General features: G+C 72.7%; 20 protein-coding genes and 1 tRNA gene. 12 read left to right on the top strand and 9 right to left on the bottom strand.

Annotated elements, in window-relative coordinates; translation table 11 throughout:
• The first annotated feature begins 138 nt into the window (after window positions 1-138).
• Window positions 139-1,449, top strand: coding sequence for a divisome protein SepX/GlpR (gene sepX, locus ABT232_RS03295; protein ID WP_351835138.1), 1,311 nt, complete (start codon window positions 139-141; stop codon window positions 1,447-1,449).
• A gap of 115 nt (window positions 1,450-1,564) precedes the next feature.
• A tRNA-Ala gene (locus tag ABT232_RS03290) sits at window positions 1,565-1,638 on the top strand.
• A 145-nt stretch (window positions 1,639-1,783) separates the two neighbouring features.
• Here ABT232_RS03290 and ABT232_RS03285 read toward each other — a convergent pair.
• Window positions 1,784-2,263, bottom strand: a complete 480-nt coding sequence (locus tag ABT232_RS03285; RefSeq protein WP_351835135.1) for a GNAT family N-acetyltransferase — start codon at window positions 2,261-2,263, stop codon at window positions 1,784-1,786.
• Window positions 2,264-2,331: 68 nt separating this feature from the next.
• Between ABT232_RS03285 and ABT232_RS03280 the strand changes: the two genes are divergently transcribed.
• Window positions 2,332-3,135, top strand: a complete 804-nt coding sequence (locus ABT232_RS03280; RefSeq protein ID WP_351835132.1) for an exodeoxyribonuclease III — start codon at window positions 2,332-2,334, stop codon at window positions 3,133-3,135.
• Between the two features lie 9 nt (window positions 3,136-3,144).
• Here the strand turns inward: ABT232_RS03280 and ABT232_RS03275 are convergent, their stop codons facing one another.
• Window positions 3,145-3,774, bottom strand: a complete 630-nt coding sequence (locus ABT232_RS03275) for a MerR family transcriptional regulator (RefSeq protein WP_351835651.1) — start codon at window positions 3,772-3,774, stop codon at window positions 3,145-3,147.
• A 178-nt stretch (window positions 3,775-3,952) separates the two neighbouring features.
• Here ABT232_RS03275 and ABT232_RS03270 point away from each other — a divergent pair, with 178 nt between their 5' ends.
• The 4 genes from ABT232_RS03270 (at window position 3,953) to ABT232_RS03255 (ending at window position 7,575) form a co-directional block, all read left to right on the top strand.
• The gene (locus ABT232_RS03270; RefSeq protein WP_351835129.1) at window positions 3,953-5,500 is read left to right on the top strand and encodes a flavin-containing monooxygenase; all 1,548 of its coding nucleotides are present in this window, start codon (window positions 3,953-3,955) and stop codon (window positions 5,498-5,500) included.
• Window positions 5,497-6,414 (top strand): alpha/beta fold hydrolase, encoded by a 918-nt coding sequence (locus ABT232_RS03265; protein WP_351835126.1) that lies wholly within the window; start codon window positions 5,497-5,499, stop codon window positions 6,412-6,414. The genes ABT232_RS03270 and ABT232_RS03265 overlap by 4 nt, the downstream gene beginning before the upstream one ends.
• Window positions 6,411-7,304 carry an SDR family oxidoreductase gene (locus tag ABT232_RS03260; protein ID WP_351835124.1) on the top strand — a complete coding sequence of 298 codons (894 nt, stop codon included), beginning with the start codon at window positions 6,411-6,413 and terminating at the stop codon, window positions 7,302-7,304. The genes ABT232_RS03265 and ABT232_RS03260 overlap by 4 nt, the downstream gene beginning before the upstream one ends.
• 76 nt (window positions 7,305-7,380) lie before the next feature.
• Entirely contained in the window at window positions 7,381-7,575 is a 195-nt protein-coding gene (locus ABT232_RS03255; protein ID WP_351835122.1) for a hypothetical protein, read from the top strand.
• A gap of 172 nt (window positions 7,576-7,747) precedes the next feature.
• Here the strand turns inward: ABT232_RS03255 and ABT232_RS03250 are convergent, their stop codons facing one another.
• Window positions 7,748-11,014, bottom strand: coding sequence for a S41 family peptidase (locus ABT232_RS03250; RefSeq protein WP_351835120.1), 3,267 nt, complete (start codon window positions 11,012-11,014; stop codon window positions 7,748-7,750).
• A gap of 247 nt (window positions 11,015-11,261) precedes the next feature.
• On the opposite strand from ABT232_RS03250, the gene ABT232_RS03245 reads away from it, so the two are divergent.
• The 4 genes from ABT232_RS03245 to ABT232_RS03230 all read left to right on the top strand — a co-directional run bounded on the left by ABT232_RS03245 (window position 11,262) and on the right by ABT232_RS03230 (window position 15,694).
• The gene (locus ABT232_RS03245; protein ID WP_351835117.1) at window positions 11,262-11,861 is read left to right on the top strand and encodes a TetR/AcrR family transcriptional regulator; all 600 of its coding nucleotides are present in this window, start codon (window positions 11,262-11,264) and stop codon (window positions 11,859-11,861) included.
• A 122-nt stretch (window positions 11,862-11,983) separates the two neighbouring features.
• Window positions 11,984-14,200, top strand: coding sequence for an MMPL family transporter (locus ABT232_RS03240; protein ID WP_351835115.1), 2,217 nt, complete (start codon window positions 11,984-11,986; stop codon window positions 14,198-14,200).
• A 139-nt stretch (window positions 14,201-14,339) separates the two neighbouring features.
• Window positions 14,340-14,852 (top strand): YbaK/EbsC family protein, encoded by a 513-nt coding sequence (locus ABT232_RS03235; protein WP_351835112.1) that lies wholly within the window; start codon window positions 14,340-14,342, stop codon window positions 14,850-14,852.
• Window positions 14,849-15,694 carry an EamA family transporter gene (locus ABT232_RS03230; RefSeq protein ID WP_351835110.1) on the top strand — a complete coding sequence of 282 codons (846 nt, stop codon included), beginning with the start codon at window positions 14,849-14,851 and terminating at the stop codon, window positions 15,692-15,694. The genes ABT232_RS03235 and ABT232_RS03230 overlap by 4 nt, the downstream gene beginning before the upstream one ends.
• Window positions 15,695-15,721: 27 nt before the next feature.
• Here ABT232_RS03230 and ABT232_RS03225 read toward each other — a convergent pair whose 3' ends face one another.
• On the bottom strand, window positions 15,722-16,492 hold the full coding sequence (locus ABT232_RS03225; protein WP_351835107.1) for an alpha/beta fold hydrolase: 771 nt from the start codon (window positions 16,490-16,492) through the stop codon (window positions 15,722-15,724).
• A gap of 125 nt (window positions 16,493-16,617) precedes the next feature.
• On the opposite strand from ABT232_RS03225, the gene ABT232_RS03220 reads away from it, so the two are divergent.
• Window positions 16,618-16,893, top strand: coding sequence for a DUF1876 domain-containing protein (locus ABT232_RS03220; RefSeq protein ID WP_351835105.1), 276 nt, complete (start codon window positions 16,618-16,620; stop codon window positions 16,891-16,893).
• A 17-nt stretch (window positions 16,894-16,910) separates the two neighbouring features.
• Here the strand turns inward: ABT232_RS03220 and ABT232_RS03215 are convergent, their stop codons facing one another.
• The 5 genes from ABT232_RS03215 to cbiQ form a co-directional block, all read right to left on the bottom strand.
• Complete coding sequence (locus tag ABT232_RS03215) at window positions 16,911-18,077, bottom strand: serine hydrolase domain-containing protein (RefSeq protein ID WP_351835648.1); 1,167 nt, start codon at window positions 18,075-18,077, stop codon at window positions 16,911-16,913.
• Window positions 18,078-18,181: 104 nt separating this feature from the next.
• Window positions 18,182-18,586, bottom strand: a complete 405-nt coding sequence (locus ABT232_RS03210) for an organic hydroperoxide resistance protein (RefSeq protein WP_450871584.1) — start codon at window positions 18,584-18,586, stop codon at window positions 18,182-18,184.
• 232 nt (window positions 18,587-18,818) lie between these two features.
• Window positions 18,819-19,307, bottom strand: a complete 489-nt coding sequence (locus ABT232_RS03205; RefSeq protein ID WP_351835100.1) for a MarR family winged helix-turn-helix transcriptional regulator — start codon at window positions 19,305-19,307, stop codon at window positions 18,819-18,821.
• Window positions 19,304-20,083, bottom strand: a complete 780-nt coding sequence (locus tag ABT232_RS03200; protein ID WP_351835098.1) for an energy-coupling factor ABC transporter ATP-binding protein — start codon at window positions 20,081-20,083, stop codon at window positions 19,304-19,306. The genes ABT232_RS03205 and ABT232_RS03200 overlap by 4 nt, the downstream gene beginning before the upstream one ends.
• A complete protein-coding gene (gene cbiQ, locus ABT232_RS03195) occupies window positions 20,071-20,832 on the bottom strand; it encodes a cobalt ECF transporter T component CbiQ (protein WP_351835097.1) in 762 nt (253 codons plus the stop codon). The genes ABT232_RS03200 and cbiQ overlap by 13 nt, the downstream gene beginning before the upstream one ends.
• Window position 20,833: the final 1 nt, after the last annotated feature.

Genomic DNA, 20,833 nt, shown 5'->3' with positions numbered 1-20,833 from the left:
CGGGACCGCGGAATTGGCGGTCTCGACAGGGTGTTGATCGCATCGATCACAAAAAAAGCTCGAAATATCAGCCAGATCGTGCGACACACCGGCTCAATTGGCGGATGGCCTCCCGCAAACCCCTCTACCGTGTGAGGCGTGAGCAGCAGCGGCCTCATCTACGCAGTCATCGTCGGGGCCTGGGCCGCCTACTTGGTGCCGATGTGGCTCCGTAGGCAGGACGAGCTGAACGAGGCCCGTCCGACGGAACGCTTCAGCACAGCCATCCGGTTGCTGTCCGGAAGGGCCGGCATGGAGCGCCGATACGCCAAGGACCTGCAAGCGCGCTCCGCCGACGAGGAGGAGCCCGCCCGCAGCGACCCGGACGCGGTCACCGACTCGGTGGACGTCCGGGCCTTCGCCGTGCCCCCGACCCGCCCCCAGACCCAGGCGCCCCTCGCGGTGCGGGGAGCGGAACGGGCCGAGCCGGCGCGGGAGCGGACCGCCACACCGGCGGACCAGGCAGGCGACGCGCCCGTACGCGGACCGGCATCGGCCCCGGCGCGCGCCGCGGGCCAGGCGTCCGTCCCGGCCCCCGCGCCGGCGTCGGACCCGGTGCCCGGGCAGGCGGCCGCCGGCGCGCCGCCCGCGCGCAAGCCGGTGCCGAACGCGCGGCGAGCCGCCGGGGCCGAGGCGGCCGCGGCACGTGCCCGGCGCACCAAGGTCCTCGCGCGCCGCCGGCGCACCACGGTGATGCTCTTCCTCGCCTTCACGCTGGGCTCGATCGTCGCCGCCGTCGGAGGGCTCGCCTTCCTGTGGGCGCCCGCCGTGCCCGCCGTGATGCTCAGCGCGTACATCGGGTACCTGCGCACCCAGGAGCGTCGTCGCTTCGCCTACCAGATGGACCGCCGTCAGGCCGAGGCCGCCGCCCAGCGGCTGCGCGAGCGGATGCGCCAGCCGCGCCGCCAGCTGTCCGCCCCGGCCGACAGCGACGAGCCCGACGAGGGCCCCGAACCGGAGACCGACCCCGGTCTGTCCGCGCTCGCCGCGGACCGGCGGGCGCTCGTCGAGCAGACCGACCACGCCGAGTGGGTCGACCAGCAGCGCGAGCGGCAGCGGCGGCCGGGCCACGGCGACAGCTGGGACCCGGTGCCCGTACCGCTCCCGACGTACGTGACCGCGCCGGTCGCGCCCCGGGCCACCGCCGACGTCGACCTCGGAGCGCCGGACGCGTGGAGCTCCGCGCGGTCCAGCCCCGTCGCGCGCGAGGAGGAGACCCGGGCCGCCGCCGAGCCGTCCCAGGAGGAGTCCGCGGACGGGGACGCGGACCTCGCGGCGGACCGGCCGGAAGCCGGCGGGCGCAGCGACGCCCGGCGGGCCGCCTCGGCACGGCGGGCGCGGGAGCGGGGACGTACGCCGCTGTTCGACCAGTACGAGGACGGCGAGCGGCCCCGCGCGGCCAACGAGTGACGCGCCGGGCGGCACCCGACGTGACGTGGGTCTCGCCCGACGCGGGCACGGCGGCCCCGCCCGGAGAGGATTTCCGAGCAGGCCGATCGGGGTGCTAAAGTTTCACTCGTTGCAAGGGCCTGTGGCGCAGTCCGGTAGCGCACCTCGTTCGCATCGAGGGGGCCAGGGGTTCGAATCCCCTCAGGTCCACCGCAACAACTGCCCCGAGGAAACTCGGAGTCGGTTGAGAGAACCCCGCCCGATCGGTTGATCGGGCGGGGTTCTCTGCATGTCGCGTCGCTTCGTATCGCGCCCCGCCCGATGACGCCCTGTCAGGCGCCGCCGGGGCCGGACGTCAGGCCAGTGACTTGGCGAAGCACCGGCTCGCCTCGTGAAAGCGGTAGTAGCCGAACTTGCCGCACGGCTCGTAACCGCTGGAGGTGTACAGGGCGATGGCCTCCGGCTGCTCGGTGCCGGTCTCCAGGACCATGCGGGTACGGCCGGCCGTCCGGGCGTCCTCCTCCAGCGCGGCGAGCATGCGCCGGGCGAGACCGAGGCCGCGCATCTCCCGGATCACGTACATCCGCTTCAGCTCCGCGTCGCCGTCCTGGTTGCCCTCGTCGTTCTCGTCCTGGCGGCGCCAGCCACCGGTGGCGACGGGGCGGTCCAGCTCGTCGTAGGCGATGAGGTACACGCCGTTCGGGTGCTCGAAGTCGGCCGGGTCGAGCGGGGTGGCGTCGCCGCCGTCGCCGTAGCGCTCGTGGTACTCGGCCTGGACCTCGTCGTTGAGCTTGACGGCGTCGGGGTGGTCGAAGCGGACGCGACGTATATTCATGTGGGGCATCGTACATCTATGCAGTAGGGAAATCCGGGCACGGTCCAGTGTGCCGGTATCGTGCCGGGGTGCTCACTGTGACCTCCGTGAACGTTAATGGGCTGCGCGCCGCCGCGAAGAAGGGCTTCGTGGAGTGGCTCGCCGGTACCGGCGCCGATGTGCTGTGCCTTCAGGAGGTGCGCGCCGAGCCGCAGCAACTGCCCGAGCAGGTGCGGGCGCCGGAGGGCTGGCATGTGGTGCACGCCCCCGCCGCCGCCAAGGGGCGCGCGGGCGTCTCCCTCTACACCCGGCGCGAACCCGACCGCGTGCGGATCGGCTTCGGCTCGGCCGAGTTCGACCTCGCCGGGCGGTACGCCGAGGTCGACCTGCCCGGTGTGACGATCGCCTCCCTCTATCTCCCGTCCGGCGAGGTCGGCACCGAGCGGCAGGACGAGAAGATCCGCTTCATGGACGAGTTCCTCGCCCATCTGAAGGAGCTGCGCGAGCGCGCCGCCGCCGACGGGCGCGAGGTGCTGGTCTGCGGCGACTGGAACATCGCCCACCAGCGGGCGGACCTGAGGAACTGGCGCGGCAACACCAAGAGCTCCGGCTTCCTGCCCGAGGAGCGCGACTGGCTGACCCAGGTGCTCACCCCGGAGGCCGGCGGCTACGTCGACGTCGTACGGGCGCTGCACCCGGAGGTCGAGGGGCCGTACACCTGGTGGTCGTACCGGGGGAGGGCCTTCGACAACGACACGGGGTGGCGGATCGACCTCCAGGTCGCCACGCCCGATCTCGCGGCCAAGGCGGTCAAGGGGTTCGTGGAGCGGGCGGCCACGCACGCCGAGCGCTGGTCGGACCACGCGCCGGTCACCGTCGTCTACGACCTCTGACCGCGCCGGTCAGTCCGGCTTCTCCTGCCGGCGCAGACGGCGGTCCAGGGCCAGGGAGAGTTCCGCCTCCACCACGCTTCGGGCCAGGGGGCGCAGGTGGTGGAGCTGGTCCTCGGCGGCGTGGCGGAGGATGAGGTCGGCGAAGAGGTCGGCCAGGGCGTCGGCGTGGGTGCGCACGCGCTGGGCGGCGGACAGCACCTCGGCGAGCGGGATGCCCTCGCGCACGAGGGTCGAGGAGACCTCCAGCAGACGGCGGCTGATGTGCACGATCTCCTCGCCGTCGGTGCCGAGGTAGCCGAGGTCCATGGCGGCGGCGAGGTTCTCGGGGGTGGCCTGGCCGGCGAAGTGGTCGGCGAGTTCCTCGGGAGTGAGGCGGACCGGGGTCTCCTCGGTGGGGGCGCCCAGGCCGAGGAGGTCGCCGACGTCGCGGCCGTGGTCGAAGGCCTCGGCGAGTTCGGCGATGCCGTTGAGGGTGTGGCCGCGCTCCAGCAGGGCGCTGATGGTGCGCAGCCGGGCCAGGTGGTGGTCGTCGTACCAGGCGATACGGCCCTCGCGGCGGGGTGGCGGGATGAGCTTGCGTTCGCGGTAGAACCGCAGGGTGCGCACCGAGATGCCGGCCAGGCGGGCCAGCTCCTCCATGCGGTACTCGCGGGTGTCCGCCTGCTTCTCTGCCTTGTCTGCCACGGTGGAACCCTAAGTCGTACCGTCGGTAACTTTCCTCGTTCCGACCCCTACCGGTGAGTACGGCTCTCCTCTACGCTCCCCATTGCGCCAGTGTTCACTGGCATGGTCACGAGCGACGCGTGGAGGCTTCGGGATGGCCGAGCACGAGCACGAGCATGTACGGGTGGCGATCGTCGGGTCCGGGTTCGGCGGACTCGGGGCCGCGGTGCGGCTGCGGCGGGAGGGCGTCACGGACTTCGTGGTGCTGGAACGCTCCGGCAGCGTGGGCGGCACCTGGCGGGACAACAGCTATCCGGGCTGCGCCTGCGACGTACCGTCCCACCTGTACTCGTTCTCCTTCGCCCCCAACCCCGACTGGCCCCGCACCTTCTCCGGGCAGCGGCACATCCGCGCCTATCTGGAGCATGTCGCCGACACCTTCGGACTGCGGCCGCACCTCCGCTTCGACGCCGAGGTCAAGATGATGACCTGGGACGCGGAGCAGCTGCGCTGGGAGATCGAGACCAGCTCCGGCCGGCTCACCGCGGACCTCGTGGTCTCCGCCACCGGCCCGCTGTCCGACCCGAAGATCCCCGAGATCCCGGGCCTCAAGTCGTTCCCCGGCAAGGTCTTCCACTCGGCCCGCTGGGACCACGACTACGACCTGAAGGGCAAGCGGGTCGCCATGGTGGGCACCGGTGCCTCCGCCATCCAGATCGTGCCCGCCATCCAGCCGCAGGTCGGCAGGCTGACCCTGTTCCAGCGCACGCCCCCGTGGGTGATGCCCCGGATGGACCGCGCGATCAGCGGCCTGGAGCGCTGGCTGCACCGGCAGCTGCCGTTCACCACCCAGGCCCGGCGCGGACTCCTGTGGGGCATCCGCGAGCTCCAGGTCCAGGCGTTCACCAAGCACCCGGGCGAGCTGGGCTTCGTCGAGCAGCTGGCCAAGCGCAACATGGCCCGCGCCATCAAGGACCCGGCGCTGCGCGCCAAGCTGACCCCGGACTACCGCATCGGCTGCAAGCGGATCCTGCTGTCCAGCGAGTACTACCCGGCGCTCGCCCGGCCCAATGTCGACCTCGTCGCCTCCGGGCTGTCCGAGATCCGCGGTTCGACCCTGGTCGCCGCCGACGGCACCGAGACCGAGGCCGACGCGATCATCTTCGGCACCGGCTTCCACGTCACGGACATGCCGATCGCCGAGCGGGTCGTCGGCGCCGACGGCAGGACCCTCGCCGAGGTGTGGAAGGGCGGCATGGAGGCCCTGCGCGGCGCCTCCGCGGCCGGGTTCCCGAACTGGATGACGATCATCGGGCCGAACACCGGTCTCGGGAACTCCTCGATGATCCTGATGATCGAGTCCCAGCTGAACTACCTGGCCGACTTCGTACGGCAGCTCGACGTGCTCGGCGGCCGCGCGGCCCTCGACGCTCGTCCCAGCGCCGTGCACGCCTGGAACCGGCGGGTGCAGGGGCGGATGAAGCGCACGGTGTGGAACACCGGCGGCTGCACCAGCTGGTACCTGGACGCAAGCGGCCGCAACACCACCGTCTGGCCCGGTACGACGGCGGAGTTCCGGCGGGCCACCCGGCGGGTGGATCTCATGGAGTACGAGGTGCTGCGACCGCCCGCGAAGACCGCCGAGAGCACCGGCGCCGCCGAGCCCGCCGCCGAGTCCGCCGCCACCGAGGCCGCCATATGAGCCGCCTCCTGCACGTCGTCTCCGGTCCCTACGCCCCGCCCGCCCCCGCCCGCGAGCTGACCGTCGTCTCCGCGGACGGCGCGCGGCTGCACGTCGAGGTGCACGGGCCGAAGGACGCGCCCGCCGTCGTCCTGATCCACGGCTGGACCTGCTCGACCGCCTTCTGGGCGGCGCAGCTCCGCGCCCTGGCCGCCGACCACAAGGTCGTCGCCTACGACCAGCGCGGCCACGGCCGCAGCCCCGTGAGCCGGGCGTGCAGCACCGAGGCCCTCGCCGACGACCTGGACGCCGTGCTCGCCGCCACCCTCGCGCCCGGCGAGAAGGCGGTGCTCGTCGGCCACTCCATGGGCGGGATGACCGTGATGGCGGCCGCCGAGCGCCCACGGGTGCGGGAGCACGCGGCGGCCGTCCTGCTGTGCAGCACGGGAAGCTCCAACCTGGTCGCCGCCGCCACGGTCCTGCCGTTGCGCGCGGGGCGGCTGCGGACCTGGCTGACCGGGCGCGTCCTCGGCTCGCGCGCCCCGCTCGGCCCGGTGACGCCGCTCGCGAGACGGATCCTCAAGTACGGGACCATGGGCGCCGGTTCCCACCCGCACATGGTGGAGGCGTGCGCGCGGATCGTGCACGCCTGCCCGCGCGCCGTGCGCCACTCCTGGGCGAGCGTCCTGGAACTGCTCGATCTCGACCACGGCGTACGGAAGTTGAGCGCGCCCACGGCGGTCGTCGTCGGCTCGCACGACCGGCTCACGCCGCCGGCGCAGGCGCGGGCGCTCGTCGCCGCGCTGCCGAACTGTGTGGGGATCAGCGAACTGGCCGGGCTCGGCCACATGACACCGGTGGAGGCGCCCGAGCTGGTCACCGGGAAGATACGGGAACTCGTCACGACGTACGCGAAGGTGAGGGAGGGCGCATGACCGGAGTGAGCCTCGAAGGGCAGGTCGCGGTCGTCACGGGGGCCGCGCGCGGCGTCGGTGAGCTGCTGGCGCGCAAGCTGTCCGCGCGCGGGGTGAAGGTCGCGCTGGTCGGGCTGGAGCCGGACGCGCTCAAGGACGTCGCCTCGCGGCTGCACAGCGAGAGCGAGCACTGGTACGCCGACGTCACCGACCACGAGGCGATGGCGCGGGTGGCGCGGGAGGTGAAGGAGCGGTTCGGGAAGGTCGACATCGTGGTCGCCAACGCCGGTGTGGCGACCGGCGGTCCGTTCGCCGACTCCGATCCCGAGGCGTGGCGGCGGGTCATCGAGGTCAACCTCATCGGCTCGGCGGTGACCGCGCGGGCCTTCCTTCCGGTGCTGACCGAGAGCCGCGGCTACCTGCTCCAGATCGCCTCGCTCGCGGCCATCACCCCGGCGCCGATGATGACCGCGTACTGCGCGTCCAAGTCGGGCGTGGAGGCGTACGCGCACAGCCTGCGCGCCGAGGTCGGCTACAAGGGCGTGAAGGTGGGCGTCGGTTACCTGTCCTGGACGGACACCGACATGGTGCGCGGCGCCGACCAGGAGGACGTCATGCGGGAGTTGCGGCAGCGGCTGCCGTGGCCGTCGAACAAGACGTATCCGCTGGGCCCGGCGGTGGACCGGCTGGTGGCCGGGATCGAGCGGCGCTCCGCGCATGTCTACGGGCAGTGGTGGCTGCGCGGGATGCAGGGCGTGCGCGGGTACCTGCCGGCGCTGATCGGGACGGTCGGACAACGGGAGATGCGGCGGTTCGCGGACCGGCTGGAGGGGATGCGCACCGGGCTGGTGGGGGCCGGCGGAGCGGCGGACGAGCAGGCCCGCGCGGTGCGCGCTACACAGCGTGACTGATCGACATGCAGAGCGTGGTGGCCCGTGTGAATCTGAGGGAGCCCCATCCCCCAACCCTTTCAGGGAGTGACACCACATGGGCATGAAGGACAAGTTCCAGGACCAGGCCGAGCAGTGGCAGAACCAGGCGCGCGAGAAGATGGACCAGACGCGGGAGCAGGTCCAGAACCGCCGCGGCCAGCGTCGTGAGGACGAGCCGACGACGCGGGAGCGCGAGGAGCGCGAGCGGCGTGAGCAGGAAGACCGCCTCGTGGACGACTACGACGCCTAGTCGCCGCGCTCGGCTTCGGCCGGAACTCAGGGTGCCCTCTGTCTCAGGGGGCACCCTGTGCTTTTGCCCCTGTGCTGTTGCCCGACTTGGCGGGTGCGTCGTCGGGTGCGGGCGGGTTCGGGGTCCTCGCGCAGCAGCCCGCGCCTCTGAGGTGATTGAGCGTTCCCGTCTCTCAGGTGGTGCGCGGGGGGAGCTTCGGGCGGGAACGGTCCGGCGTGGCCGAGTAGTCGGGCGGGGTGGCCGGAGGGTTGGACTTCAGCAGGTTCAGCGCCAGGTGGACCGCGTCGTCGAGTTGGGCGTGGCGGCCCTCGGCCCAGTCCAGCGGGGTGCGCAGGATCTCCAGGTCGGGTGTGACGCCCTTGTTCTCGACGGACCAGCCGTACGCGTCGAACCAGGCCGCGTTCATCGGGACGGTGATGACGGTGCCGTCGCCGAGGCGGTGGCGGCCGGTCATGCCGACGACTCCGCCCCAGGTGCGCTGGCCCACGACCGGTCCGAGGCCGAGGAGTTTGAAGGCGGCGGTGATCATGTCGCCGTCGGAGGAGGTCGCCTCGTCCGCGAGCGCGACGACCGGGCCGCGCGGGGCGTTGGAGGCGTAGGACACCGGTGCCGCGTCGCGGGTGAGGTCCCAGCCCAGGATGGTGCGGGTCAGTTTCTCGATGACGAGTTCGCTGATGTGGCCGCCCGCGTTGCCGCGTACGTCGACGATGAGGGCGGGGCGGGAGACCTCCATGCGCAGATCGCGGTTGAACTGGGCCCAGCCGGAGCCGCCCATGTCGGGGATGTGCAGATAGCCGCAGCGGCCGCCGCTCAGCTCCCGTACGACCTCCCGGCGTTTGGCCACCCAGTCCTGGTAGCGCAGCGGCCGTTCGTCGATGAGCGGGACGACGGCGACGCGGCGGGAGCGGCCCTCGCCCTCGGCGGGGGTGAACGTCAGCTCCACCGTCGTACCGCCCGCTCCGGCGAGCAGCGGGTAGGGGCCGGCGACCGGGTCGACGGGCCGGCCGTCGACGTGGGTGAGGATCGCGCCCTCGCGGATGCCCGAACCGGCCAGCGGGGAACGGGCCTTGGAGTCGGAGGAGTCGCCGGGGAGGATGCGCCGGACCGTCCAGCCGCCGTCCCGGCGGGCGAGGTTGGCGCCGAGCAGGCCCTGCCAGCGCTGGTAGTGGGGCGGGCCCTCGTTGCGGCGGGCGGCGGAGACGTACGCGTGCGAGGTGCCGAGTTCGCCGAGGACCTCGCGCAGCAGGTCGGCGAACTCGTCGGGTGAGGCGACGCGGTCGACCAGCGGGCGGTACTGGGCGAGGACGGCGTCCCAGTCGATGCCGCACATGCCCGGTTCCCAGAAGTAGTCCCGGATGAGCCGGCCCGCCTCGGCGTAGGCCTGCCGCCACTCGGCGCCGGGGTCGACCTCGTGCAGGATGCGGCGCAGGTCGATCCAGGTGGTGGTGTCGCTGTCGCCGGACTCGGTGGCGGGGACCGCGCGCAGGTCGCCCTCGTCGACGACGACGAGACGGCTGCCGTCGCCGCTGACGGCGAACCAGTCGAGGTGGCCGACGAGTTCGGACCGCTTGGCCTTGTTGATGTTGAAGTACTCCAGGGTCGGACGGCCGCTGGTGTCGTCGGGGTTGACGAAGGTCTCGCCGAGCGCGCCGGAGATCGGCCAGCGCAGCCAGACCAGTCCGCCGCCCGCGACCGGGTGCAGCGCCGAGTACTTGGAGGCGGCGACCGGGAACGGCGTGACCCGGTTGGCGAGGCCCTCGACCTCGACGGTGGCCGTGCCGCCCTCGCCGCCCTCCTCGTCGCCGGTGTCCCCGGTGTCGCCGATCGGGCCGAGACCGCCGGCGGCGGGGCGGCCGTCGGGGTCGAGGGCGAAGGGGGAGGGGGTCGCGGAGGAGAGCGGGACGAGGTAGGGGCGGCAGCCGAGCGGGAAGGACAGGTCGCCGGTGTGGACGTCGTAGACCGGGTCGAAGCCGCGCCAGGAGAGGAAGGCGAGGTAGCGGCCGTCGCGGGTGAAGACGGGGTTCTCGTCCTCGAAGCGGCCGTTGGTGACGTCGATGACGAAGCGGTCCTTGATCCGGGCCATCTTGATCTGCCGCAGGCTGCGGCCGATGCCCGGGTGGGACCAGGTCAGCCAGGCCCCGTCGGGCGAGAAGGCGAGGTCGCGGACGGGGCCGTTGATGGAGCGGATCAGCTCGGTGACCTCGCCGCCGGACTCCTCGGTCGCGTCGAGCAGCAGCAGCCGTCCGTCGTGCGAGGCGATGGCGAGCCGGTCGCCCTGCGGGTCGGAGACCAGTTCGAGGACGCGGCCGAGTTCGCCGGAGGCGAGCCGCCGGGGCTCGCGGTCGCCGGTGGCCCGCGGCAGATAGGCGATCTCCACGGCGTCCTCGCCGTCGGCGTCCGTCACATAGGCCACCTCGGCGCCGGAGCCGAGCATCTCCGGCAGCCGGATCCGGACGCCGGGGGTGTCGGTGAGGGTGCGGGCGGGGCCGTCGCGGTGGGTGAGCCAGTACAGGCTGCCGCGGACGACGACGGCGCTGGCGCGGCCCGTGTCGTCCACGGAGAGGCCGTCGACGTGCTGGGCGGCCGGGACCTGGTAGGGGCGGCGGCCGGTGCGCGGCCCGTCGAGCCGTACGTCGAGCCGGCGCGGCACGGAGTCGGGTGCCAGATCGTCGACGAGCCACAGATCACCCGCGCACTGGTAGACCACCCGGGTGCCGTCACTGGCGGCGTGCCGGGCGTAGAAGGCGTCGTGGTCGGTGTGGCGGCGCAGGTCGGAGCCGTCGTGGGCGCACGAGTAGAGGTTGCCGACGCCCTCGTGGTCGGAGAGGAAGGCGATCCGGTCACCGACGAACATCGGGGAGTGGAGGTGGCCCTCCAGGTCGGCGAGCAGCCGCCTGCCGTGCAGCCAGAGGCGGCCCATGGCGCCGCCGCGGTAGCGCTTCCAGGCGGCGGGTTCGTGCGGCGGGGTGCCGGTGAGCAGCAGGGTCTTGTGGCCGTCGGCGAGGTCGGCGACCTGGATGTCGGAGACCGGGCCCCAGGGGAGTTTGCGGCCGGGGTCGCCGTCGGGGGAGACCTTGTAGGCCCAGGTGAAGTAGGAGAAGGGCTGGCCGTGGGAGGCGACGGCGAGGATGTCGGCGGTGCCGTCGGGTTCGGGGGGTGTCCAGCCGCAGACCTGGGTGTCGGGGCTGCCCCAGTAGGTGAGCCGGCGGGACTGGCCGCCCGCCGCCGGGATCACATGGATCTCCGGGACGAGGCTGCGCCAGCTCGTGTAGGCGATGTGACGGCCGTCGGGCGAGAAGCGCGGGTGGCCGATCTTGGTGCGGTCGACGGTGAGCCGCCAGGCCCGGCCGGGGGCGTCCAGGGGTGCGAGCCAGAGGTCGTCCTCGGCGACGAAGCACAGCCGGTCGTCGTGGAGGTGGGGCAGGCGCAGATAGGTCACCTCTTCATGCTTTTCCGGTGCCGGGAGCCGGGCAACTCGTGCGGATTCGGGGCGTTGATCCGGGGTGTGGGGGTACCGGGGACCGGATGTCTATGCGATGCCTGCGTGGATGTCCATGCGGATGTTTATGCGGCTCGAACAGACGTGACCCAGCACACGAACGAAACCGTTTCGTTTCGCTGAGCGGCCGCGCTACTGTGGACGCGTACGAAACCGTGTCGTTCGGAGACCAGGAAGAGGTGAGGGCATGGCCGAAGTCGCGACCCCGCGTCGCAGCCGGCTCACACCCGAGCGCGAGGCCGAGCTGTACGCCGCCGTGCTCGACCTGCTCCGCGAGGTCGGCTACGACGCCCTGACCATGGACGCCGTCGCCGCCCGCACCCGCTCCAGCAAGGCCACCCTCTACCGCCAGTGGGGCGGCAAGGCCGAACTGGTGGCGACGGCGATGCGGCAGATGAAACCGGGCGGCGTCGCCGACGTCGACACCGGGTCGCTCCGCGGCGACCTCCTCGCCCTCGTGACCCGCGAGGACGACTGCGCCATGGAACAGAACTCCGCGCTGATGCGGGCCCTGGCCATGGCCGTGCACATGAACCCCGATCTGCTGCGGGCGTTCAAGGAACTGGTGGTCGAACCGGAGCTGGACGAGTTCAGGCGGGTGCTGCGGCGCGCCGTCGACCGCGGTGAGGTCCGTGCGGACAACCCGGCGATGGAGTTCGTGCTGCACATGATGCTGGGCGCGTTCGCCACCCGGACGCTGATCGACGAACTGCCGCCGACCCAGCACTTCCTCATCTCGTACATCGACGCCGTGGTCCTCCCCGCCCTCGGCGTCCCCACCACCTGAGCAACGCTCCGACCAGCACCTGACGCGACCGCTCACGTCGTCGGGCCGATGACCCCTGCCTCCCCGCGGGCGCCATCACCCCTGCCCCGCACCATCAACGACCTGACCGGGAGTAAGCCCTCGTGGCCACGTTCCTCTACAAACTCGGCCGGCTCGCCTTCCGGCGACGCCACGTCGTCGCCCTGATATGGGTGGCGCTGCTGACCCTCGCCGGTGTCGGCGCGGCGAGCGCGCCCGCCCCCGGCACCACCTCCTTCTCGATCCCCGGCACCGAGGCCCAGAAGGCCTTCGACCTGCTGGAGGAGCGCTTCCCCGGCATGAGCGCCGACGGCGCCACCGCGCGCGTCGTCTTCAAGGCGCCCGCCGGCGAGAAGATGACCGACGCCGAGAACAAGGCGACGGTCCAGAAGACCGTGCGGGAGCTGTCCGACGGCTCCGAGGTCGCCTCCGTCGCCGACCCGTACCAGGCGAAGTCCGTCAGCAAGGACGGCACCATCGCCTACGCGCAGGTCTCCTACAAGGTCTCCGGCATGGAGCTGGAGGACGCCAGCAAGGACGCCCTGGAGGACGCCGCCGCCGACGCGCGGGACGCCGGGCTGACCGTGGAGATCGGCGGTGACGCGCTCCAGGCCGTCCCGCACACCGGCAGCTCCGAGATCATCGGTATCGCGGTCGCCGCGGTCGTCCTCGTGATCACCTTCGGTTCGCTGCTCGCGGCCGGGCTGCCGCTGCTCACCGCCATCATCGGCGTCGGCATCGGCGTCGCCACGATCACCGCGCTGGCCAGCCCACTCGACCTCGGCTCGACGACCTCCACCCTCGCCACGATGATCGGCCTCGCGGTCGGCATCGACTACGCCCTGTTCATCGTCTCCCGCTACCGCGCGGAACTCGCCGAGGGCCGCGAACGCGAGGAGGCGGCCGGACGGGCCGTCGGCACCGCCGGCTCCGCGGTCGTCTTCGCCGGTCTGACCGTAGTGATCGCCCTGGTCGGCCTGTCGGTCGTCAACATCCCGATGCTGACCAAGATGGGCGTCGCCGCCGCGGGCACCGTCGCCATCGCCGTGCTGATCGCCCTCACCATGATCCCCGCGCTGCTCGGCTACGCGGGCCGCCGGGTCCGCCCGACGGGCGAGAAGAGCAAGCTGCTCGGCGGCGGCCGCGCCGCGAAGAAGCCGGCGCGCCCCAACATGGGCACCCGCTGGGCCAGCTTCGTCGTCCGCCGTCCGGTGGCCGTGCTGCTGCTCGGCATCCTCGGCCTCGGCGCCGCCGCCGTCCCGGCCGCCTCGCTCGAACTGGGCCTGCCCGACGACGGCTCCCAGCCGACCTCGACCACCCAGCGCCGCGCCTACGACCTGCTGTCGGAGGGCTTCGGGCCGGGCTTCAACGGGCCGCTGATGGTCGTCGTCGACGGCAAGGGCAGCGCGGACGCGCAGGCGCTCTTCGACGACGTCTCCGGCGAGATCAAGAGCCTGGACAACGTGGTGACGGTGACCCCGCCCGCGCCGAACAAGGCCGGCGACACCGCCACCATCACCGTCGTCCCGGACGCCAAGCCGTCCTCGGTCACCACCGAGGACCTGGTGCACGCGATCCGCGACAGCGGCGCCGAGCTGACCGCGGGCAAGGACGGGCAGGTGCTGGTCACCGGCGCGACGGCGATGAACATCGACGTCTCGCAGAAGCTGAACGACGCGCTGCTGCCGTATCTCGCGCTGGTCGTCGGTCTCGCCTTCCTGCTGCTGATCGTGGTCTTCCGCTCGATCCTCGTCCCGCTGAAGGCGGCCCTCGGCTTCCTGCTCAGCGTGATGGCGGCGCTCGGCGCGGTGGTCGCGGTCTTCCAGTGGGGCTGGCTGTCCGGCCTCATGGGCGTCGAGGAGACCGGCCCGGTCATGTCGATGATGCCGATCTTCATGGTCGGCGTGGTCTTCGGTCTGGCGATGGACTACGAGGTGTTCCTCGTGACCCGGATGCGCGAGGCGTACGTCCACGGCGAGAAGCCCAGCCAGGCGGTCGTGACCGGCTTCAAGCACGGCGCGCGGGTCGTCACGGCCGCGGCGGTGATCATGATGGCGGTCTTCGCGGGCTTCATCGGCTCCAGCGAGTCCATGGTCAAGATGATCGGCTTCGGCCTGGCCATCGCGGTCTTCTTCGACGCGTTCCTCGTCCGCATGGCGATCGTCCCGGCGGTGCTCGCGCTGCTCGGCAGGAAGGCCTGGTGGCTGCCGAAGTGGCTGGACCGGGTGCTGCCCAACGTGGACGTGGAGGGCGAGGGCCTGCGCACCGCCTCCGACGGCCGCAAGGACCCGGACGAGGACCGGGAACTGGCCCGCGCCTGACCGCGCGCACCGAATGAGACCAGCCGGTGAGGGTTCCGTGGGGACGGGGCGCCCTCACCGGCTTCCTCGTTCCCATGGGCCGTTCCGGCGCGCGAAACACGGTCGCGTGCCGTGTACACGCACCGCTAGGTTGCCCTCCATGACGAGCGCTGCCACCGACACCGGGAACGCCGGAGCCCACCCACGATTCGCCGAGGCCCTGCGGGAGCTGGGGCTGGCGGAGGTGCTGGGACGGGTCCGCCGGTTCCCGGACCATACCCGTACCGCCGCCGAGGCCGCCGCCGCGATCGGCTGCGAGCTGAGCCAGATCTGCAAGTCGCTGATCTTCTCCGCCGACCGTGTCCCGGTCCTCGTGCTCATGGACGGCGCCTCCCGCGTCGACCTCGAACTGGTGCGGCAGGCGCTCGGCGCGACCGAGGTCACCCGGGCCCGGGCCGACGTCGTCCGGGAGACCACCGGGTACGCCATCGGAGGGGTGCCGCCGTTCGGGCACCGCACGAGGACCCGCGTCCTCGCCGACCGCGGCCTGCTCGGCCACGACGTGGTGTGGGCCGCGGCCGGCGACCCGCACACGGTCTTCCCGATGGAACCCGAGACGCTCGTCGCACACGCCGGCGGCACCCTGGTGGACGTCCGCGAGCCGAACGCGTGACCCCACTGGTCACGGCGGCCGTGCTGGCGGCCGCGGTCACCCACGCCGGCTGGAACGCCATCGCCCACCGCATCACCGACAAGCTGGTCGGGTTCGCCCTCATATCCGGCGGCGGCGCCCTGATCGGGCTGGCCCTGGTGCCGTTCGCGGCGTTCCCGGCGGCGGCCGCGTGGCCGTACCTGCTCGGCTCGGCCGCCGTCCACATCGCCTACTACGCCCTGCTCATGCGGTCCTTCCGGCTCGGCGACTTCGGCCAGGCCTACCCCATCGCCCGCGGCAGCGCGCCCCTCGTTGTCACCGTCCTGGCCGCCGTCTTCGCGCACGAGGTGCCGGACGGCTGGGCCGCCGCGGGCGTCGCGCTGTCCTGCGCCGGACTGACCGGAGTCGCCCTGTGGGGGCTGCGCGGACGGCGCCCGGACTGGGCGGCGATCGGGGCGGCGCTGGCCACCGGCCTGACCATCGCCGTGTACACCCTGGTCGACGGGCTCGGCGTGCGCGCCTCCGGCACCTCGCTCGGATACATCGCCTGGCTGATGCTGATCCAGGGGACGGTCATCCCGGCCTACGCCCTGTACCGGTGGCGCGGCGACCTCGCGTCCACCCTGCGCCCGTACGCGGCCCTGGGGCTGCTCGGCGCGCTGATGTCCGTGGTGGCGTACGCGCTGGTGCTGTGGGCGCAGACCCGGGCGGAGCTGGCGCCGATCGCGGCGCTCAGGGAGTCGTCCATCATCGTGGGGGCGGCGATCGGGGCGGTGTTCTTCAAAGAGCGGTTCGGCATGCCGCGGATCGCGGCGGCGGGACTGCTGGTGATCGGCATCGGGCTGATGCTGCACGCGGGGTGAGGAGCGGGCGGTGCGCCCGCCGGCGCGTCAGGGCCTGCGGGCCCGGCGGATCGGGGCCACCGTGGCGACCGGCTCCCGGGTGAGGAAGTCCAGGACGAGCGAGTTGACCAGGGCCGGCTTCTCCTGGGTGAGGAAGTGCGAGGTGCCGGGGACGACGGCGAGCTCCGCGTTCGGCAGCGCCTCGTACATCTCCGCCGCGTGCCGCATGGTCACCAGGTCGTCGTCCGAGAAGACCAGCAGCGAACGGGCCGTCACCGCGGCGAGGTCGGCGGGCTTCAGGAAGGGCTCGCGCGCCGCCATCTCGCCGATCTTCGCCGCCACCACCTTGAAGTGGCCGATGCCGTCCGGTGACACCTCGCCGTAGGACGGGCCCAGGAACTCGAAGATCGCGTCCACGTCCCAGCCGGCGTCCGGCGCCGCCTCGCCGTCCTTGCTGAAGCCGCCGCTGATCATCACCAGCCGCCGCACCAGATCCGGCCGCCGCATGGCCACCAGCATCGCCACGACCGCCCCGTCGCTGTGACCGACCAGGTCTGCCGGGCCGCCGACGACCGCCTCCAGGAAGGCGACGGTGTCGTCCGCCATCAGCCCGTAGGTGATCGGGCCCGGTACGTCCGGGGTGTGGCCGTGGCCCCGGCGCTCCGGTGTGTAGACGTGGAAGTGCTCGGCGAGCGGCCCCAGGTTCGGCTCGAAGAACCGGGAGTCCACCAGCCCGCCGTGCAGCAGCACCAGCGGCTCACCGGCGCCGTGCTCGGCGTACCAGGTGTCGACCTTGCCGAGCCGTGCATAAGTGCCCATGTTCCGTCCGCCCGTCCTCGCGCCGGTCCTGCCTTTTCGTCGAATACATCCGGAACATCCCCGAATGGATGCATCCGTACGCCTTCAGGCGCACCCTGGAATCAGGTCTTCCGGAGGTGATCGTCATGATGCACACCGCAGTGGGATGGCACGTCGAGCTGGAATTCAAGGAGGACACCCAGCACACCGAGGCCGTCGCGCTGGTGCGCCTGCCGGACGGTACCGAGGTACGGTCCCGCGGCCGCGCCAGCAGGCACCACACGGACGCGAATCAGCCCAGGGTCGGCGAGGAGATCGCCGGCGCGCGGGCGCTGAACGAACTCGCCATGCAACTGCTCACCAAGGCGCACGGCGAGATCGACTCGGCGTCGGGGCGGATCTCGCACCCCATCCACGTCTGAGGGGTCCGGGCGGGGAGTCAGGACGCGGTGAGGGCGGTCCGTACCGCCCTCACCAAGGCCTGCGCCCTGGGGTCGGCCGTGACGCTCTTGCGGAACCCGTTCGTCACATAGCCGAAGGCGATGCCCGACCCGGGATCGGCGAAGCCGAGCGCGCCGCCGCGGCCGGGGTGGCCGAAGGAGCCGGGGGACAGCAGCGGGGACGCGCTGCCGTGCAGCATGTAGCCCAGGCCGAAGCGGGTGCCGACGACCAGCACCCGGTCCGGGCCCGCGGACTGCTCGCCGCGCGCCAGCTCGACCGTCTCCGGGGCGAACAGCCGGGTCCCGCCGTCCACCTCGCCGATCAGTGCGGCGTAGACACGGGCCAGGCCGTCCGCGGTGGCCACGCCGTTGGAGGCCGGGAGGGCGGCCGCACGGTAGGCGGGGTCGTTCTCGTCGGGCTGCGGGGTGATCGCCGCGAAGGCGCGGCGGGTGAGGGAGTCCGGGTCGGCGTAGGCGTCGGCGACCGCGCGCTTCGGCCGGGTCCGCAGGGCGCCGGACGCCTCCGGGGCCGCCACCGGCCCGACCCGGCCGGCGCGCGCCGCCCGGTCCTCGGGCAGCCCCAGCCAGAAGTCCGCCCCCACCGGACCCGCGATCTCCCGCGCGATCCACTCGCCGATCGGCCGGCCGGTGACCCTGCGCACCAGCTCGCCGGTGAGCCAGCTGTACGTCTGCGCGTGGTACCCGTGGTCCGTGCCCGGCTCCCACACCGGCGCCTGCGCCGCGACCGCCGCCGCGCCGAGCACCGGGTCGGCGGCCTCCGCGACGGTCAGCGGGCGGTCCAGCACGGGCACGCCCGCGCGGTGCGCGAGCAGATGGCGGACCAGGGTGCCTTCCTTGCCCGCCGCCTTGTACTCCGGCCACCACTCGCCGACCGGCGCGTCCAGGTCCAGCTCGCCGCGCTGGTGGAGCAGCAGCAGGACGGCCGCGGCGACGCCCTTGGTGGCCGAGCGGACGATCTGGGCGGTGCCGGGCTGCCAGGGTTCGGTGCCGTCGACGTCCCGGGTGCCGCCCCACAGGTCCACGACCTTGTGCCCGTCCCGGTAGACGGCGACGGCGGCGCCCCGGTCGCCCAGCGTCTCGAAGTTCCGTACGAACGCGTCCCTGACCGGCTCGAACCCCGCTGCGACCGAGCCGTTCACATCCACGTCCACGTCCGTACTCCGTTCCGGTGACTCACCTGCGACAGTGGGTGCAACGCGGCCGGACGGCCTGCGATTCCTCCGTCCGGGCCGCTTCTCGCCCGTTCTCGCTAGCCGAGCAGGATCGTGACGTCGATGTTGCCGCGGGTGGCGTTCGAGTACGGGCAGACCTCGTGGGCCGCGTCCACCAGCTGCGAGGCGACCTCCTGGTCGAGGACCGGCAGCGAGACGCTGAGGGCGACGGCGAGGCCGTAGCCGCGCTGCGGGTTGGGGCCGATGCCGACCTTCGCGGCGACCGTGGAGCCGCTCAGGTCGTAGCCCTCCCGGCGGCCGACGAGGACCAGCGCGTTGTGGAAGCAGGAGCTGTAGCCCGCCGCGAACAGCTGCTCCGGGTTGGTGCCGTTGCCGTCCCCGCCCAGCTCCGGCGGCATCGCGACCCGCAGTTCGAGCTGGCCGTCCTGGCTGGTGACATAGCCGTCCCGGCCGCCGTGCGCGGTCGCCTCGGCGACGTACATGATCTTCGTCGGGCGGGTGTCGACGGTGGCGCCTTCGAACACGGCGGGACCTCCCCCAGGGCAGACACGGCGGCGGGCAGCGCGGAGCGCGCGGAGGCGGCGTCCGGATGCATTGTGCACAAGGTACCGATGAGTAGGTTCGCGGGGTGCGACCAGGGGGTGGCAACCGTGGGTAACAGTCGGCTGGTCGGCGCGGGCGCCGGGTGGCGGGTGCCGGGCGCGCCCGTCGGCGTCAGCGGGCGCGGGCCGCCGCGTCGTCCGCGCGGCGGGCGACGCGCCACAGCTCCTCGCGCAGCCGGGCGACCTCCGCCGGATCGAGCCCCGTCGCCGTGCGCAGGGCGCCGGGTACCCGCGCCGCGCGCTCCCGCAGCTCCTCCGCGCGCCCGGTGCACGCGACCAGCACCGAGCGCTCGTCGTGCGGCGCGCGCTCCCGGCGCACCAGACCGGCGCTCTCCAGTCGCTTCAGCAGCGGCGACACCGTGCCGTAGTCCAGCCGCAGCGCGCCCGCCAGCTCCTTCACCGTCGTCTCGCCGCGCTCCCACAGCACCAGCAGCACCAGGTACTGCGGGTAGGTGAGGCCCAGCTCGTCGAGGAGCGGCCGGTACGCGGCCGTCACCGCCCGCTGGGCGGCGTACAGGGCGAAGCACAGCTGCTGGTCGAGGAGCAGTTGCCCGGCGGCCCCGGCGCCCGCGTCGGCGAGTTCGTCGTCTTGACCCGTCACGCGCCCATTGTCACGGACCGCGGGTCGAAGCCGAAGGGCAGCTCCAGGCGGTGGGCGCGCATCAGGGTGTCGTCCGAGAGCAGCGCGCCGGTCGGGCCGTCGGCCGCGATGGTGCCCTCGCTGAGGATCAGCGAGCGCGGGCACAGCTCCAGGGCGTACGGCAGGTCGTGGGTGACCATGAGCACCGTCACGTCCAGGGAGCGCAGGATGTCGGCGAGCTCGCGGCGGGAGGCGGGGTCCAGGTTGGACGACGGCTCGTCCAGGACCAGGATCTCCGGCTCCATCGCGAGCACGGTCGCGACGGCCACCCGGCGCCGCTGCCCGAAGGAGAGGTGGTGCGGCGGGCGGTCCTTGAACGCCGCCATGCCGACCTGCTCGAGCGCGTGGTCCACCCGCGCCTCCAGCTCGGCCCCCTTCAGCCCGGCGGCCGCCGGACCGAAGGCCACGTCCTCCCGGACCGTCGGCATGAACAGCTGGTCGTCCGGGTCCTGGAAGACGATGCCGACCTTGCGGCGGACCTCGGCCATGTGCCGCTTGCCCACCGGCAGCCCGGCGACTCGCACGGTGCCGGCGCCGCCGGTCAGGATGCCGTTGAGGTGCAGCACGAGGGTGGTCTTGCCGGCACCGTTCGGCCCGAGCAGCGCGACCCGCTCGCCGCGCCCGATCGAGAAGTCCACGCCGAACAGGGCCTGGTGCCCGTCCGGGTAGGCGAAGGCCAGGCCCGAGACCTCCAGCGAGGGGGCGGTGTCGGTGGTCGTTTCGGTCACAGGGTCCATCCCAGCAGGCAGACGACGAGCGCGGCGGACGGCAGGGCGAGGGCGTACGACCACTGCGCGCGGGACGCGGTCACCTCGTCGATGACCGGCATGGCACCGGCGTACCCCCGGCTCACCATGGCCAGGTGCACGCGCTCGCCGCGCTCGTAGGAGCGGATGAAGAGGGCACCCGCGGACTTCGCGAGCACTCCCCAGTGCCGTACCCCGCGCGCCTCGAACCCGCGCGACTCGCGCGCGATGCGCATGCGCCGCATCTCGTCGGCGATGACATCGCCGTAGCGGATCATGAAGGAGGCGATCTGCACCAGCAGCGGCGGCAGCCGCAGCCGCTGGAGGCCCAGCAGCAGCTCGCGCAGTTCGGTGGTGGCGGCCAGCAGGACGGAGGCGGCGACACCGAGGGTGCCCTTGGCCAGCACGTTCCAGGCGCCCCACAGACCGCTGACGCTCAGCGAGAGGCCCAGGACCTCGACCCGCTCGCCCTCCGCCACGAACGGCATCAGCACCGCGAACGCCACGAACGGCACCTCGATCAGCAGCCGCTTGAGCAGGAAACCCGCGGGCACGCGCGCGTGGTACGCGACGAGGGCCAGCAGCGCCGCGTACACCCCGAACGCCCACATCGCCTCGCGCGGCGTGGAGACCACGACCAGCACGAAGGCGAAGACGGCGGCGAGCTTGGTGTGCGGCGGCAGCCCGTGCACGGGCGAGTGCCCGTGCCGGTACAGCCGGTGTGCGTGACCCGCGCCCATG

The sequence above is a fragment of the Streptomyces sp. NPDC001532 genome (assembly GCF_040298625.1).
Taxonomy (GTDB): Bacteria; Actinomycetota; Actinomycetes; order Streptomycetales; family Streptomycetaceae; genus Streptomyces.
This window is presented reverse-complemented; position numbering and strand designations above follow the sequence as displayed.